This is a genomic window from Micromonospora sp. NPDC049240 (assembly GCF_040647835.1).
GTDB lineage: Bacteria > Actinomycetota > Actinomycetes > Mycobacteriales > Micromonosporaceae > Micromonospora.
Genome location: NZ_JBEZCX010000009.1, coordinates 296,229 through 310,847, shown reverse-complemented (window position 1 = coordinate 310,847; position 14,619 = coordinate 296,229). Strand labels below are relative to the sequence as shown.

The following is a 14,619-nucleotide window of genomic DNA, read 5'->3' as shown; positions in this document are numbered from 1 at the left end:
GATGGTACTGCACTCGGGAGGGTGTGGGAGAGTAGGACACCGCCGGACAATCTTCCAGTTCAGGGCCACCCTTCGGGGTGGCCCTGAACTGCGTTTCACCGACGCTGCACGCCCTCGCGGATCTCCCGGAACAACGTCGCGGCGTCGTCGACCGCCCGGCCGGGGAACATCCCCATCGCCACGCTGCCGTGATCGGCCCAGCCGCACACCGCGAAGTCACCGCCGTCGCCGCTCGTGGTGCCGCACTTCATCACGCCGCCCAGCCGGCCGGCGTCGACCTCGCGTACCGCGGCGACCTTGCCGGTCTCGTCGGCCATCAGGCCGAAGAGCGTGTCCAGGTCCCGTTCGGGCTGCCAGAGCAGCGTGGTGCCGCCGAACAGCAGCACCGACCGCTTGGCGTCCGCCGGGTCCGAGTAGACCGCGCCGAAGCTGCGATCCAGGTCGATGTCGGCGGCGAATCCGTCGCGCAGGTACTCGGCCGTGCTGCGGGCCCGGTCGCTGTCGTCGCGGGTGAGCCCGGCCACCCCGGGCGGCTGGGTCAGCTCGGCGTCCTTCTGCTGGAGCACCCGCCAGCCGCCCAGGCCGAGCGCGCCCGCGCCGGCGAGGCCGGCCGCCAGGACCGCGGCCAGCACGACCTTTCGACGCCGCGAGACGGGCCGTCGTTCGGGTTCCAGCGCGGGGTCGCGGCGGCTCAGTCGGATCGGCTCGTCGGTCAGCTCGACCGGACCGTGACCCCCGTCGACCTGACGCTCGGTGAGATGCGCGTCGGACATGTCCGCCACCGTACGCGAATCACCGGTGGCGCACGTCAGGTCTCCGGAAGCGCTCCGTAGACTTTGAGAGTGACCGAGAGACTGGATGCCCGACGCCCCGACGCCCCGACCCTTGCCGGCCAGTACCAGCCCGGCGAGGTAGAGCAGCGACGGTACGAGCAGTGGGTAGCCGGCGGGCACTTCCGGGCGTCGGCGGAGAGTGACAAGCCGCCGTTCGCCATCGTCATCCCGCCGCCGAACGTCACCGGCTCGCTGCACATGGGCCACGCGTTCGAGCACACGCTGATGGACGCGCTCACCCGGCGCAAGCGGATGCAGGGCTTCGAGGCGCTCTGGCTGCCCGGCATGGATCACGCCGGCATCGCCACCCAGAACCTGGTCGAGCGGCAGCTCGCCGGTGAGGGGCTGTCCCGCCACGATCTCGGGCGGGAGAAGTTCGTCGAGCGGGTCTGGCAGTGGAAGGCCGAGTCCGGCGGCGCGATCCTGGGCCAGATGCGCCGGCTCGGCGACGCGGTCGACTGGGACCGGGAGCGCTTCACCATGGACGAGGGCCTCTCCCGGGCCGTGCAGACCATGTTCAAGAAGCTCTTCGACGACGGGCTGATCTACCGGGCCAACCGGATCATCAACTGGTGCCCGCGCTGCCTCACCGCGCTCTCCGACATCGAGGTCGAGCACACCGACGACGAGGGCGAGCTGGTCTCGATCCGCTACGGCGACGAGGTCGTGGTGGCCACCACCCGGGCCGAGACGATGCTCGGCGACACCGCGGTCGCGGTGCACCCGGACGACGAGCGGTACCAGCACCTGATCGGCACCGAGGTGGCGCTGCCGCTCACCGACCGGCGCATCCCGATCGTCGCGGACGAGCACGTCGACCCGAGCTTCGGCACCGGCATGGTCAAGGTGACCCCGGCGCACGACCCGAACGACTTCGAGATCGGGCAGCGGCACGACCTGCCCTCGCTGACGATCATGGACGAGCGGGGCGTGATCACCGCGCCGGGGCCGTTCCAGGGCCTGGACCGGTACGAGGCCCGCCCGGCGATCGTGGCGGCACTGCGCGAGCAGGGCCGGATCGTGGCCGAGAAGCGGCCGTACCTGCACGCGGTGGGGCACTGCTCGCGGTGCAAGACGACAGTCGAACCGCGCCTGTCGTTGCAGTGGTTCGTCAACACCGGGCCGCTGGCCAAGGCGGCCGGCGACGCGGTGCGGGACGGCCGGGTGAAGGTCGAGCCGGCCGAACTGGCCAAGCGCTACTTCGCCTGGGTGGACAACATGCACGACTGGTGCATCTCCCGCCAGCTCTGGTGGGGCCACCGCATCCCGGTCTGGTACGGCCCGGCCGGCGAGATCGTCTGCGTCGGGCCGGACGAGGCCGCCCCCACCGGCGAGGGCTGGCACCAGGACGAGGACGTGCTGGACACCTGGTTCTCCAGCGGCCTCTGGCCGTTCTCCACGCTCGGCTGGCCGGAGCAGACGCCGGACCTGGCCAAGTTCTACCCGACCAGTGTGCTGGTCACCGGCTACGACATCCTGTTCTTCTGGGTCGCCCGGATGATGATGTTCGGCCTGTACGCGATGGACGGCGTCCAGCCGTTCGACGTGGTGGCGCTGCACGGCATGGTCCGCGACGAGCACGGCAAGAAGATGTCGAAGTCGTTCGGCAACGTGGTCGACCCGCTCGACTGGATCGACCGGTTCGGCGCCGACGCCACCCGGTTCACGCTGGCCCGCGGCGCCAACCCGGGCCAGGACGTGCCGGTCAGCGAGGAGTGGTGTCAGGGCTCCCGTAACTTCTGCAACAAGCTGTGGAACGCCACCCGGTTCGCGCTGCTCAACGGCGCGCACACCGACGGTCCGCTGCCGGCGGCCAATGAGTTGTCGACCGTCGACAGGTGGATCCTGTCCCGGTTGGCGCACGTCACCGCCGAGGTGGACGAGCAGTTCGAGGCGTACGAGTTCGCCAAGGTCTGCGACCTGCTGTACCACTTCGCCTGGGACGACGTCTGCGACTGGTACGTGGAGCTGAGCAAGTCGGTGCTCGCCGAGGGCGGGCCGGCGGCCGACGCCACCCGCCGGGTGCTGGGCCACGTGCTGGACCAGTTGCTGCGGTTGCTGCACCCGGTGATCCCGTTCGTCACCGACGAGCTGTGGGCCGCGCTGACCGGCGCGGAGACGCTGCTGGCGGCCCGGTGGCCGGCGGTGGACCGTACCGGGATCGACGACGCCGCGGAGGCGGAGGTCGCCACGTTGCAGCGGGTGGTCACCGAGGTCCGCCGGTTCCGCTCGGACCAGGGGCTGCGGCCGACCCAGCGGGTCGCCGCCCGGCTCGACGGCCTGGCCGGCGCGGGCGTCGCGGCGCACGAGCCGCTGATCCGGTCGCTGGCCCGGCTCGACGCGCCCGGCGACGACTTCCAGGCCAGCGCCACGTTGGCCATGCCCGGCGAGGTGAGCGTCGCGCTCGACACCCGCGGCGCGATCGACGTGGCGGCCGAGCGTGCCCGGCTCACCAAGGACCGCGCGGCGGCCGAGAAGGAGGCCACCCAGGCGCGGGCGAAGTTGAACAATCCGGCGTTCGTCGGCAAGGCGCCCGAGCCGGTGGTCGCGAAGATCCGGGAGCGGCTGGCGGTGGCCGAGACGGACCTGGCCCGGATCGACGCCGCTCTGGAGGCGCTGACATCGTGAGCGACCGTACCGACCACGCCGCGTTCGTCGAGGTGGAGGCCGCGCTGAACGCGCGCGGCTTCACCCGGATGCGGTTCGAGCTGGAGAAGATCGAGAGCCTGCTGGACCTGCTCGGCAGTCCGCAGCGGGCGTACCCGTCGATCCACCTGACCGGCACCAACGGCAAGACCTCGACGGCCCGGATGATCGATTCGCTGTTGCGGGCGTTCGGGCTGCACACCGGGCGTTACACCAGCCCGCACCTGGAGACCGTCCGGGAGCGGATCAGCCTGGACGGCGAGCCGGTGAGCGAGGAACGGTTCGTCTCCACGTACCGGGAGATCGCGCCGTTGGCCGAGCTGGTCGACCAGCGTTCCGCCGAGCCGCTGACGTACTTCGACCTGACCACGGCGCTGGCGTTCGCCACGTTCGCCGACGCCCCCGTCGACGTGGCGGTGGTGGAGGTCGGGCTGGGCGGCGCGGAGGACGCGACAAACGTGATCCAGGCCGGCGTCGCGGTGATCACGCCGATCGGACTGGACCACACCGAGTGGCTGGGCGACACGATCGAGGACATCGCGCTGCACAAGGCGGGCATCATCCACCCCGGCGCCACGGTGATCGCCGCGGCGCAGGAGGAGGAGGCGGCCCGGCCGATCCTGGAACGCTGCGCCGAGGTCAACGCCACGGTCGCCCGGGAGGGCGCCGAGTTCGGGGTGATGCGCCGGGCCGTCGCCGTCGGTGGTCAGGTGTTGACCATCCAGGGCCTGGGCGGGGTGTACGAGGAGATCTTCATTCCGCTGCACGGTGCGCACCAGGCGCAGAACGCGGCCGTGGCGCTGGCCGCCGTGGAGGCGTTCCTGGGGGCCGGCGCGCGGCGGCAGCTCGACGTCGAGGCGGTCCGGGAGGGCTTCGCGGCGACCAGCTCCCCGGGCCGGCTGGAGCGGGTGCGTACCGCGCCGACGGTGCTGCTCGACGGCGCGCACAACCCGCACGGGATGGCCGCCACCGTGGCCGCGCTCCAGGAGGAGTTCGCGTTCAGCAAGCTCGTCGGCGTGCTGGCGGTGCTCGGCGACAAGGACGCGGCGGGCCTGCTCGAACTGCTGGAGCCGGTGCTGGACACGATCGTGGTCGCGGAGAACAGCTCGCCCCGGGCGATGCCTGTCGACGAGCTGGCCGAGCTGGCCCGGGAGGTCTTCGGGCCGGACCGGGTGCAGGTGGCCCGGGACATGCCCGACGCCATCGAGGCGGCGGTGGCGGAGGCCGAGTCCGACGTGCCGGGCGAGCTGGCCGGGGTGGGCGTGCTGATCACCGGTTCGGTGGTGACCGTGGCCGACGCCCGCCGGCTGCTCAAGCGATGACCGGCCCGGAGCAGCGCCCGGACGCGCAGCCGGGGTCGGAGCAGCCGGGATCGGAGCAGCCGGGCGGCGTCCGCCGCTCCGGGCTGCGCAACCCGGACCGGGCGGTACGCGGGCTGGGCGCCGGCACGCTCGCGCTGGAGGCGCTGGTGCTGCTGCTGGCCATCCAGCCGATCCGGGTGGTCGGCGGTGACCTGGGCGGCGCCGCGATCGGCGTGATCGTCGCGCTGGCGGTCGCCTGTGTGGTGCTGGCCGGCATGATGCGCCGCCCCTGGGCCTGGCACGCCGGCACCGTGCTCCAGGGCCTGCTGCTGCTCTCCGGGCTGCTGCACTGGTCGCTGTTCGGGCTCGGCGTGATCTTCGCGTTGGTGTGGGCGTACGCGTTGCACGTGCGCCGGGTCATCCTCGGCTGAGCGCCGAGGGCGGGCGGTCAGGCGTCGGCGAGGGTGCGCCACTGGGTGAGGGCGACGCCGTGGCCGTCCGGGTCGCGGAAGGCAGCGGCCCAGACCTCCAGCTTGGTGCCCCGGTTGACCACCCGCGGGGCGTACGTGAAGCGCACGCCGGACTCACGCAGCCGCTCGTACGCCGCCTGGATGTCGTCGACCTCCAGGTTGACGTGCACCAGCCGGCGGCTGATCGGGGCGGCCCCGGTCACCCGGCGCAGCACCAGTCGGGTCGGCCCGGAGGAGAGCACGGCGTTGCCCTCGCCCCGGTCCATCTCGTCGAAGCCCAGCTCCCGGTAGAAGTCGAGGGACCGGTCCAGGTCGGTGACGAGCAGCGTGATGCCGACCCCGCTGATCGGGCTGGCCAGCTCGTCCGGCTCGGCGTCGCCGACCGGGCCGAAGATGGCCTCGTCCAGCTCCTGCGGGGTGGGCGCGGTGGCGGACCCGGGAGCGTCCAGCGGCACGTCGATCGACTCCACCGGGACCGTGTCCGGGTCCTGCTCCTCGGCCGGCGGGCGGGGCGCCGGCGCGCGGCGCGGGAGCGGGCCGAGGGTGGTCGGCTCGACCAGTTGCCCCTCCAGCACGACCGGGCCGCCGGGCCGCTGGTGCATCACCACCGGCTCGCGGTCCTCGCCGCGCAGCGTGACGTCGTCCAGCAGCGGGTCCGGTGCGGGCGGGTAGTCGTCGCGGAAGTCGTCCTCCGGGGCGCGCCCGGCCCACGGCGGCGCCTCCTGCCCGATGAGCGGCTCGTCGAGCGGCTGTTCCGGCTCGGCGTACTCGGGCGGCAGGTCGGCGACCGTGGCGGCGTTCTCGGCGTGGGTGGGCACCTCGTCCCAGAGCACCCGGACGTGGCGCTGGTCGTCGAGGGCCACCCGGACCGGCAGCGCCTGGCCGAGCGAGGGCCACTTGGCCACCGGCACCCGGGGCTCGATGATCTTCTTGGAGCGGGGTGGCAGCCCGGGGGCGTCGATCACCAGCTGCAACTCGCAGCGACCGAACGCGTACTGCGTGGGCGGCTCGGACGCGCTGTGCACGTGCCCCAGGCCGATCACCCAGGTGCGGCCACCGCCGCGCACCGTGGCCAGGGCTATCGCGAGCACGAGCAGCGCGACGCCGAGCGCCACGATCGCCCAACTGGTCATGCCGAGCCCGAACAGGGTCACGAAGGCGGCCACGGTGCCCAGCACCGCGCCGATCAGTTTGCGTACCGGCGCGATGGTGCGGTTCCCGCCATTCGCCACAGTGGACCTCCCAGGGGTTCCAAGGCCAGGCTAGGCCGCCGCGGCGGGCCAGGGAAGACGCAGCCGCCGCGCCGGCGCCGGGACCGGGTCGCTACGCTGACCGTACCCAGCCTGACCCCGGTTCGTGCACAGGAGGAAACCAGCGTGTCCAGCAGCAGCCCGGCAGAGCGGACGCTCGTACTGATCAAGCCCGACGCGGTGCGCCGCGGTCTGGTGGGTGAGATCCTGTCCCGTTTCGAGCGCAAGGGCCTGCGGATCGACGCGTTGGTGCACCGGACCGTCGACGGCGACTTCGCCGACCAGCACTACGCCGAGCACGTCGACAAGCCGTTCTACCCGCCGCTGAAGAGGTTCATGACCGGCGGCCCGCTGGTGGCGTTGGTGCTCTCCGGCGACCAGGTGATCGAGGTGGTGCGCGGCATGATCGGCAGCACCGACGGCCGCAAGGCCGCCGCCGGCACCATCCGTGGCGACCTGTCGCTGTCGAACCGGGAGAACCTGGTGCACGCCTCCGACTCGACGGACAGCGCCAAGAGCGAGATCGCGCTCTGGTTCCCCGAGCTGGACTGACCGCACCCCGACCGGCGCGGGCCCGTCCGGTTCAGCCGGCGACCCGGGTGAGCTTGTCGGGGTTGCCGACCAGGTAGACGCCGGTGATCCGGCCGCCGGCCGCGGCGACCCCGAGCGTGTAGTGGGTGCCGTCCGGCCAGCTCAGCACCAGCGCCGGCGCGCCGTTGAGCTCGACCGACGTGATCCGCACCCCGGGCCGCCGGCGGCCGTACACCCCGGCGAAGAAGCGGGCGATCCGGTCCGCGCCGTACAGCGGGTTGCGGGCCGCGCGGATCCGCCCGCCGCCGTCGGACCAGGCGGTGGCGTCGGCCGCGACCAGATCGGTCAGCCGGGCCAGGTCACCGTCGCGCGCCGCGGCGAGGAACGCGTCGAGCAGTCGTCGCTGCTCGGCCGGGCCGGCGGTGAAGCGCCGCCGCTGCTCGGTCAGCCGGGCCGCCGCGCGGTGGTGCAGCTGGCGGCAGTCCGCCGCCGACCGGTCCAGGATGTCGCCGATCTCCGCGTACGGCAGCGCGAACGCGGTGTGCAGCACGTAGACCGCCCGCTCCGGCGGGGTGAGCTGTTCCAGCAGGTGCAGCAGGGCGGTGGAGACCGTCTCCCGCAGCTCGACGGTCTCCAGCGGCCCGAACGGCGACGGGTCGGTGGGCACCGGCTCGGGCAGCCACGGGCCGACGTACGTCTCCCGGGCGGCCTGCCGGGCGCGCAGCCGGTCCAGCGCCAGCCGGGTCACCACCCGGGACAGGTAACGGCGCGGTTCGGTGACCGTTTCCCGGTCCACGCCGAGCCAGCGCAGGTACGCCTCCTGGAGCACGTCCTCGGCGTCGTGCAGGCTGCCCAGCAGCCGGTAGGCCAGGCCGAGCAGCATCGGCCGGTGCGCGGTGAGCGCACCGGCCGACTCCGCCGCCCCAGTGGCGGTCACACCTCGAGCGGTGGCTGGGTCCGACTGCTGATCACGATTCGGTTCCACACGTTGATTGTGGCGATCGCGACGACGAGGTCCGCCAGCTCCTTCTCCGACCAGACCTTCGCGGCGGCGTCCCACACGTCGTCCGGCACGCCGTGCTCGCCGAGCCGGGTGACCGCGTCGGTCAGCGCCAGCGCGGTCCGCTCCCGCTCGTCGAAGAACGACGGCGCCTCCCGCCAGGCCGCCACCGCGAACAGTCGCCGGCTGTCCTCCCCGGCGCCCAGCGCGTCCCGGGTGTGCATGTCCACGCAGAACGCGCAGCCGTTGAGCATCGACGCCCGCACCTTCACCAGCTCCAGCACGGTGTGGTCCAGGGCGCCCCGGACGTAGGTCTCCAGCCCGAGCACCGCCCGGTACGCCTCCGGCGCCACCGTCGCCAGGTTGATCCGGCTCATCGTCTTCTCCCTCGTGTCGTCGGTACGCCCACACGACGGATCCGACGCCGGCCGGTGTGACGCCCGACGGTGTGACGCCGGTCATGCGGGGTGTTAGGAGGGGGCCCCGCCAATCCGTATGCGTTAACAGGGGGCCCCTCCTTACTCGGAGGCGGCGGGGTGGGCGGGGAGGGTAGGCTGGGGCGCACAGGCGTCGACCCGGCCATCACCGGCGAGCCTCCGGAAGAACGGCCGGGCAACCGGCTCAGTAGAACCGGACGGGACGGCCCGTCACAGCCGACCAACGAGCGGGCGGTCGCACCTCGACCGCCAAGCGGGGTGGTACCGCGGACCACCCGGGGGCGTCGTTCCAGGCGTACCCGGAAGGTTCGTCCTCGCAGACCCACCGACGAGTGAGCTGCGCGAGGAGAGCGACCCCCGATGGCCTATCCGTTGCACGACCCGACCGGCGCCGGTGTCCCGGCGAGCCCGGACCTGCCCGCGGTCGAGCGTCGGGTGCTGGAGCACTGGACCACCGACAAGACCTTCGAAGCCTCCGTGGAGGCCCGCCCCGCCGGAGATGACGGCAAGAACGAGTACGTCTTCTACGACGGCCCGCCGTTCGCCAACGGCCTGCCGCACTACGGCCACCTCTTCACCGGCTACGTCAAGGACGTGGTGCCGCGCTACCAGACCATGCGCGGGCGGCACGTCGAGCGCCGGTTCGGCTGGGACTGCCACGGGCTGCCGGCCGAGGTGGTGGCCGAGAAGCAGCTCGGTATCACCAGCAAGGCAGAGATCCTCGACCTCGGCGTGGCGCGGTTCAACGACGCCTGCCGGGCCAGCGTGCTGGAGTTCACCCAGGACTGGGAGCGCTACGTCACCCGGCAGGCCCGCTGGGTCGACTTCGCCAACGACTACAAGACGCTCGACCTGGACTACATGGAAAGCGTCATGTGGGCCTTCAAGACGCTGCACGACAAGGGCCTGGTCTACGAGGGCTTCCGGGTGCTGGCGTACTGCTGGCGGTGCGAGACCCCGCTGTCGAACACCGAGACCCGGATGGACGACGTCTACCGGGACCGGCACGACCCGACGCTGACCGTGTGGTTCGAGCTGACCGCCGACGAGAACGCGCCGGAGCCGCTGCGCGGGCCGGTCAGGCTGGGCGTCTGGACCACCACGCCGTGGACGCTGCCGTCGAACCTGGCGCTCGCCGTCGGCCCCGACATCGAGTACGCGGTGCTGGAGCGCGACGGCGAGCGGTACGTGGTCGGCGCGGCCCGGCTCGGCGCGTACGCCAAGGAGCTGGAGGGGTACCAGCAGGTCGGCACCGTGTACGGCCGGGACCTGGTCGGTCGCCGCTACACGCCGCTCTACGACTTCCTGGTCGAGCCGGCCGGGCCGAACGCCTACCAGGTGCTCGGCGCGGAGTTCGTGACCACCGAGGACGGCACCGGGATCGTCCACCTGGCGCCCGCGTTCGGCGAGGACGACCAGAACACCTGCAACGCGGCCGGCATCCCGACCGTGGTCACCGTGGACGACCACACCCGGTTCACCGCGCTGGTCCCGCCGTACCAGGGCGAGCAGGTCTTCGACGTGAACAAGCCGGTGATCCGGGAGCTGAAGGAGCGGGGGGTGGTGTTGCGGCAGGACGTCTACACCCACTCGTACCCGCACTGCTGGCGCTGCGACACGCCGCTTGTCTACAAGGCGGTGTCGTCGTGGTTCGTCGCGGTGACGCAGTTCCGGGACCGGATGGTCGAGCTGAACCAGCAGATCAACTGGACGCCGGGGCACATCAAGGACGGCTCGTTCGGCAAGTGGCTGGCCAACGCCCGGGACTGGTCGATCAGCCGGAACCGGTTCTGGGGCTCGCCGATCCCGGTGTGGCGCTCCGACGACCCGACCTATCCGCGCGTCGACGTGTACGGCTCGCTCGACGACATCGAGCGCGACTTCGGCGTACGCCTGACCGACCTGCACCGGCCGGCGGTGGACGACCTGGTCCGCCCCAACCCGGACGACCCGACGGGCAGGTCGATGATGCGCCGGGTGCCGGAGGTGCTGGACTGCTGGTTCGAGTCCGGCTCGATGCCGTTCGCCCAGGTGCACTACCCGTTCGAGAACCGGGACTGGTTCGAGCACCACTACCCGGGCGACTTCATCGTCGAGTACATCGGGCAGACCCGCGGCTGGTTCTACACCATGCACGTGCTGGCCACCGCGCTGTTCGACAGGCCGGCGTTCCGCAACTGCCTGAGCCACGGCATCCTGCTCGGCTCCGACGGGCGCAAGATGTCCAAGAGCCTGCGCAACTACCCGGACGTCTACCACGTCTTCGACGCGTACGGGTCGGACGCGATGCGGTGGATGTTGATGTCGTCGCCGGTGCTGCGCGGCGGGGACATGGCGGTCACCGAGTCGGGCATCCGGGACGCGGTGCGTCAGGTGCTGCTGCCGTTGTGGAACGTGTGGTATTTCTTCACGCTCTACGCCAACGCGGACGGCTACCAGGCGCGTCGGCGCACCGACTCGACGAACGTGCTCGACCGGTACGTGCTGGCGAAGACGAACGAGCTGGTGGCGACCGTCGGCGCGCAGATGGACGCGTACGACATCTCCGGCGCCTGCGCCACCGTCCGGTCCTACCTGGACGCGCTGACCAACTGGTACGTGCGTCGCTCGCGGGACCGGTTCTGGGCCGGCGACGCGGACGCGTTCGACACGCTCTCGACCGTGCTGGAGACGCTCTGCCGGGTGGTGGCGCCGCTGGCGCCGCTGACCGCCGAGGAGATCTGGCGCGGGCTGACCGGCGAGCGGTCGGTGCACCTGACCGACTGGCCGTCGGCGGACGAGTTCCCGGCCGACCACGAGCTGGTCTCCGCGATGGACAACGTCCGGGCGGTCGCCTCGGCGGCGCTGTCGCTGCGCAAGGCGAAGGGCCTGCGGGTCCGGCTGCCGTTGGCGACGCTGACCGTGGCGTCGCCGGTTGCCGACCAGCTCCGGCCGTTCGCCGAGCTGGTCGCCGACGAGGTCAACGTGAAGGAGGTCGTGCTCACCGGCGAGGTGGCGGCGTACTGCCAGCAGGTGCTGACCGTGGTGCCGCGGGCGCTCGGCCCACGTGTCGGCAAGGCCGTCCAGCAGGTGATCAAGGCGGTCAAGTCGGGGGAGTGGGAACTCGTCGACGGCGCTCCGGTCGCCGCCGGGGTCACCCTGGCCGAGGGCGAGTACGAGCTGCGCCTGGTCGCCGCCGACGCCGAGCACTCCGCGCCGCTGCCCGGCGGTGAGGGCGTGGTCGTGCTGGACACCGAGGTCACGCCGGAACTGGCCGCCGAAGGGCTGGCCCGGGACGTGGTCCGGGTGGTGCAGCAGGCCCGCCGGGACGCCGACCTGGACATCTCGGACCGCATCACGGTGGCGGTGTCGGCGTCCGAGGAGGTGCGCGCGGCGGTCGCCGCGTTCACGGACTTCGTGGCGCGGGAGGTGCTGGCGGACACCGTCGACTTCGTCGAGGGCCTCGACGGTTTCACCGGCGAGGTCGGCGACGGCGAGCGCGTGGTGGTCGGCGTCCGCCGCGTGTGAGGTGTAAGGCGGGGCCCCTTGTTAACGCCTTCGGTAGAGAAGGGGCCCCGTCTCACTCGACGCACCGGCGGGTGGACTGCCCGCCACCCGCTCGGCCGGGGGTGGCGGCGTCGGCTACCGTGACAGCGCCTGTTCCGCGTACGACCGCCGGAGGACCCGTGCCCCTGCTCTACACCATCGGCAAGCTCACCGTGGCGCCCACGCTCCGGTTGGCCTTCCGTCCGCACGTGGAGGGGTTGGAGCACATCCCGGCGACCGGCGGTGCGATCTTCGCGGGCAACCACCTCTCCGTCGCGGACGAGCTGCTGCTCGGCACCGTGGTGCCCCGCCACCTGGCCTTCTGGGCCAAGTCGGAGTACTTCAACGGCACCGGGGTGAAGGGCGGCTTCTCCAAGTTCGTGCTCACCGGGCTGGGTGCGATCCCGGTCGAGCGGGCCGGCGGTCGGGCGGCGCTGTCCGCGTTCGACGCGGCCATCCCGGTGCTCAAGGCCGGTGACCTGGTCGCGGTGTATCCGGAGGGCACCCGCTCGCCGGACGGGCGCCTCTACCGCGGGCGCACCGGCGCGGCCCGGCTGGCGGTGGCCGCCGGCGTGCCGATCATCCCGGTCGGCGTGACCGGCACCGACAAGGCCCAGCCGATCGGGACGCGGGTGCCCCGCCCGGGTCGCGCCAAGATCACCATCAAGTTCGGCAAGCCGCTGGACTTCACCGGCCGGCCCGACGACCGGACGTCGCTGCGGACCATGACCGACGAGCTGATGACCGAGATCCAGAAGCTCACCGGCCAGGAGTACGTCCCGCGCTACGCGCCGAAGCGCGCCGAGCAGACGCCGGGTGAGTCGCCCGCCTGACCCGGCCCCGGGTCAGGACTTCTTCGGGACCACCACCTGCTCCCGCAGCTCGTTCAGCAGCCGGCCGCTGTCGTCCACCGACAGCCGGGTGAACACGCCAGTGGTCAGGCTGCCGTAGTCGACCGAGGTGCACACCACCACCGCGTCGTCGTCCGTCCGGCCGACCGCGCAGCGCTCGTACCGGCCCCGCACCCCGGTGTCCACGCTGACCGAGGCTTGCAGGGCGTAGTTGCCGGCCAGGCGCTTCAGCTCGGCCTCGGCGTCGGACTCCGGCGTCAACCGGAAGCCGGTGCTGCCGAAGAGGGTCACCCGCTTGCCGTCGTCGGTGGCGTAGATGCCGGCGAACGTGTCCTCGGCGAGCAGGTCCGCCTGGCGTACCTGGCTCTTCAGCTCCTCGGCGGCGGCCCGGCTGCGCTCGTCCTGACGCAACTGCATCGAGTCGAGCTGGTCCGGGAGGCTGGCGCTGGCCGGATACTGGCTGGACAGCGGCTGGACCCACCACAGCGGGACGCCGCAGCAGCAGGCCACGGAGAGCAGCAGCACCCAGGGCCAGCGACGCCGTCGGCGTCGCGGCGCGTACCCCTTGGGCGCCTGCCACCCGGGCGGCGGCGCGACCGGCGGCGGAGTCCCGCCCCGGCGCTGCTTCGGCGGCCGGGCCTGCTTCGGCGCCCGGGGGGCGACCACCGGGGCCGGCGGCGGGGTGTGCGCCGGCGGTGACACCGGGCGGGCGGCGGGTGACGCCGGGTACGGCGGCGTGTGCGCGGGTGGCGAGACCGGCCGGGCGGCCGGCGGCCCCGGGTACGGCGGGGCGGGCGCCGGCGGTGACACCGGCCGCGCGCCCGGCGGCGGGGCGGGGTGCGGCGCCGGGTGCGCCGGCCAGGGCGCGGTGTACGGCATGGTCGCCGGCGGCGCCGGCAGTTCGGCCGAGTGGAGGTCCCAGCCGGTGGTGTCCACGCCCGCCCACGGATCGACCGGGGTGGCGTGCTCGGGTGAGGCGACCGGCGGTACCGGGGTGGGCTCGGCCGACTCGCCCCAGCCGCGCCGGCGCGGTTGCGGGGGCGGAACCGCGGCGGAGCCGCTCCACCGCGGCGCGGGCGGCTCGACGCGGGTCGGCGGTGGCCCGTTCTCGATGCGGGTGGCGTTCGGGCCGGTCTCCATGCGGGCGGCGTCCAGCCCGTTCTCGACGCGGGTGGCGTTCGGGCCGTTCTCGACGCGGGTGGCGTTCGGGCCGGTCTCCATTGGGACGGCGTCCGGCGCACTCTCGACGCGGGTGGGATGCGGCCCGTTCTCGATCCGGGTGGGGGGCGGTGGGGTGGCGCGGCCGGGCACGGCCGCGGAGCCGCGGGCACGGCCGGCCGGTACGACCGGTACGACCGGGGTGGCGTCGGCGCTGGTGTCGGTGTCGGTGGTCGGCGGCGCATCGCGCTCCGCCTCGGTCCCGACGGCGCTGGTTCCGACGGCGTCGTTGTCGGCCGAGGCGTTCGAGGCGTCCGATGCGTCCGATGCCTCCGGCGGCGTCGAGGCGTCCGACGGGTCGGGGACCTGCGGGGTGGCTCCCGCGGTGACCGGCTCCCCGGCCCCGGCGGCCGGGGCCTCGTCGGGCGCCGCCACCTGCGGCACCCCCGTCTCCGGCTCGTCGGGTGGGGACGTCGCGTCGGGTGGGGACGGCGGGGTGGTGGCCTCGGCGTCGGCCGGCGTCGGTACGGCGGTCGGCGGCTCGGTGACGGCTGGCCCATCGGCCCCGTCGGCCGGCCGGCCCGCCTCCGGCTGCGGCTGCGACATCGCGGCAATCT

11 protein-coding genes are annotated in these 14,619 nt (G+C 73.0%); 6 read left to right on the top strand and 5 right to left on the bottom strand.

Going from position 1 to position 14,619, the window contains the following annotated elements; genetic code table 11:
* Positions 1-95 precede the first annotated feature (95 nt).
* Positions 96-773 carry a hypothetical protein gene (locus AB0B02_RS16650; protein WP_357300979.1) on the bottom strand — a complete coding sequence of 226 codons (678 nt, stop codon included), beginning with the start codon at positions 771-773 and terminating at the stop codon, positions 96-98.
* Between the two features lie 69 nt (positions 774-842).
* Between AB0B02_RS16650 and AB0B02_RS16645 the strand changes: the two genes are divergently transcribed.
* From AB0B02_RS16645 to AB0B02_RS16635, 3 genes are read left to right on the top strand one after another with little or no spacing between them, the layout of a single operon-like run.
* The gene (locus AB0B02_RS16645) at positions 843-3,461 is read left to right on the top strand and encodes a valine--tRNA ligase (protein WP_281937293.1); all 2,619 of its coding nucleotides are present in this window, start codon (positions 843-845) and stop codon (positions 3,459-3,461) included.
* Positions 3,458-4,801 (top strand): folylpolyglutamate synthase/dihydrofolate synthase family protein, encoded by a 1,344-nt coding sequence (locus AB0B02_RS16640; RefSeq protein WP_357300977.1) that lies wholly within the window; start codon positions 3,458-3,460, stop codon positions 4,799-4,801. Before AB0B02_RS16645 ends, AB0B02_RS16640 begins: the two co-directional genes overlap by 4 nt.
* Complete coding sequence (locus tag AB0B02_RS16635) at positions 4,798-5,211, top strand: DUF4233 domain-containing protein (protein WP_357300975.1); 414 nt, start codon at positions 4,798-4,800, stop codon at positions 5,209-5,211. Before AB0B02_RS16640 ends, AB0B02_RS16635 begins: the two co-directional genes overlap by 4 nt.
* 17 nt (positions 5,212-5,228) lie before the next feature.
* Here the strand turns inward: AB0B02_RS16635 and AB0B02_RS16630 are convergent, their stop codons facing one another.
* Complete coding sequence (locus tag AB0B02_RS16630) at positions 5,229-6,482, bottom strand: VOC family protein (RefSeq protein WP_357300973.1); 1,254 nt, start codon at positions 6,480-6,482, stop codon at positions 5,229-5,231.
* Positions 6,483-6,626: 144 nt separating this feature from the next.
* On the opposite strand from AB0B02_RS16630, the gene ndk reads away from it, so the two are divergent.
* Positions 6,627-7,052 (top strand): nucleoside-diphosphate kinase, encoded by a 426-nt coding sequence (ndk, locus tag AB0B02_RS16625; RefSeq protein WP_357300970.1) that lies wholly within the window; start codon positions 6,627-6,629, stop codon positions 7,050-7,052.
* Between the two features lie 31 nt (positions 7,053-7,083).
* On the opposite strand, the gene sigJ is transcribed toward ndk, so the two are convergent.
* Positions 7,084-7,968 carry an RNA polymerase sigma factor SigJ gene (gene sigJ, locus AB0B02_RS16620; protein WP_281937283.1) on the bottom strand — a complete coding sequence of 295 codons (885 nt, stop codon included), beginning with the start codon at positions 7,966-7,968 and terminating at the stop codon, positions 7,084-7,086.
* The gene (locus tag AB0B02_RS16615) at positions 7,965-8,408 is read right to left on the bottom strand and encodes a carboxymuconolactone decarboxylase family protein (protein ID WP_281937281.1); all 444 of its coding nucleotides are present in this window, start codon (positions 8,406-8,408) and stop codon (positions 7,965-7,967) included. Before AB0B02_RS16615 ends, sigJ begins: the two co-directional genes overlap by 4 nt.
* A 420-nt stretch (positions 8,409-8,828) precedes the next feature.
* Here AB0B02_RS16615 and ileS point away from each other — a divergent pair, with 420 nt between their 5' ends.
* Together ileS and AB0B02_RS16605 are read left to right on the top strand one after the other, a co-directional pair.
* The gene (gene ileS / locus AB0B02_RS16610) at positions 8,829-11,975 is read left to right on the top strand and encodes an isoleucine--tRNA ligase (protein WP_357300968.1); all 3,147 of its coding nucleotides are present in this window, start codon (positions 8,829-8,831) and stop codon (positions 11,973-11,975) included.
* Between the two features lie 158 nt (positions 11,976-12,133).
* Complete coding sequence (locus AB0B02_RS16605) at positions 12,134-12,826, top strand: lysophospholipid acyltransferase family protein (RefSeq protein ID WP_281937277.1); 693 nt, start codon at positions 12,134-12,136, stop codon at positions 12,824-12,826.
* A gap of 12 nt (positions 12,827-12,838) precedes the next feature.
* On the opposite strand, the gene AB0B02_RS16600 is transcribed toward AB0B02_RS16605, so the two are convergent.
* Complete coding sequence (locus AB0B02_RS16600; RefSeq protein WP_357300965.1) at positions 12,839-14,608, bottom strand: hypothetical protein; 1,770 nt, start codon at positions 14,606-14,608, stop codon at positions 12,839-12,841.
* Positions 14,609-14,619 lie beyond the last annotated feature (11 nt).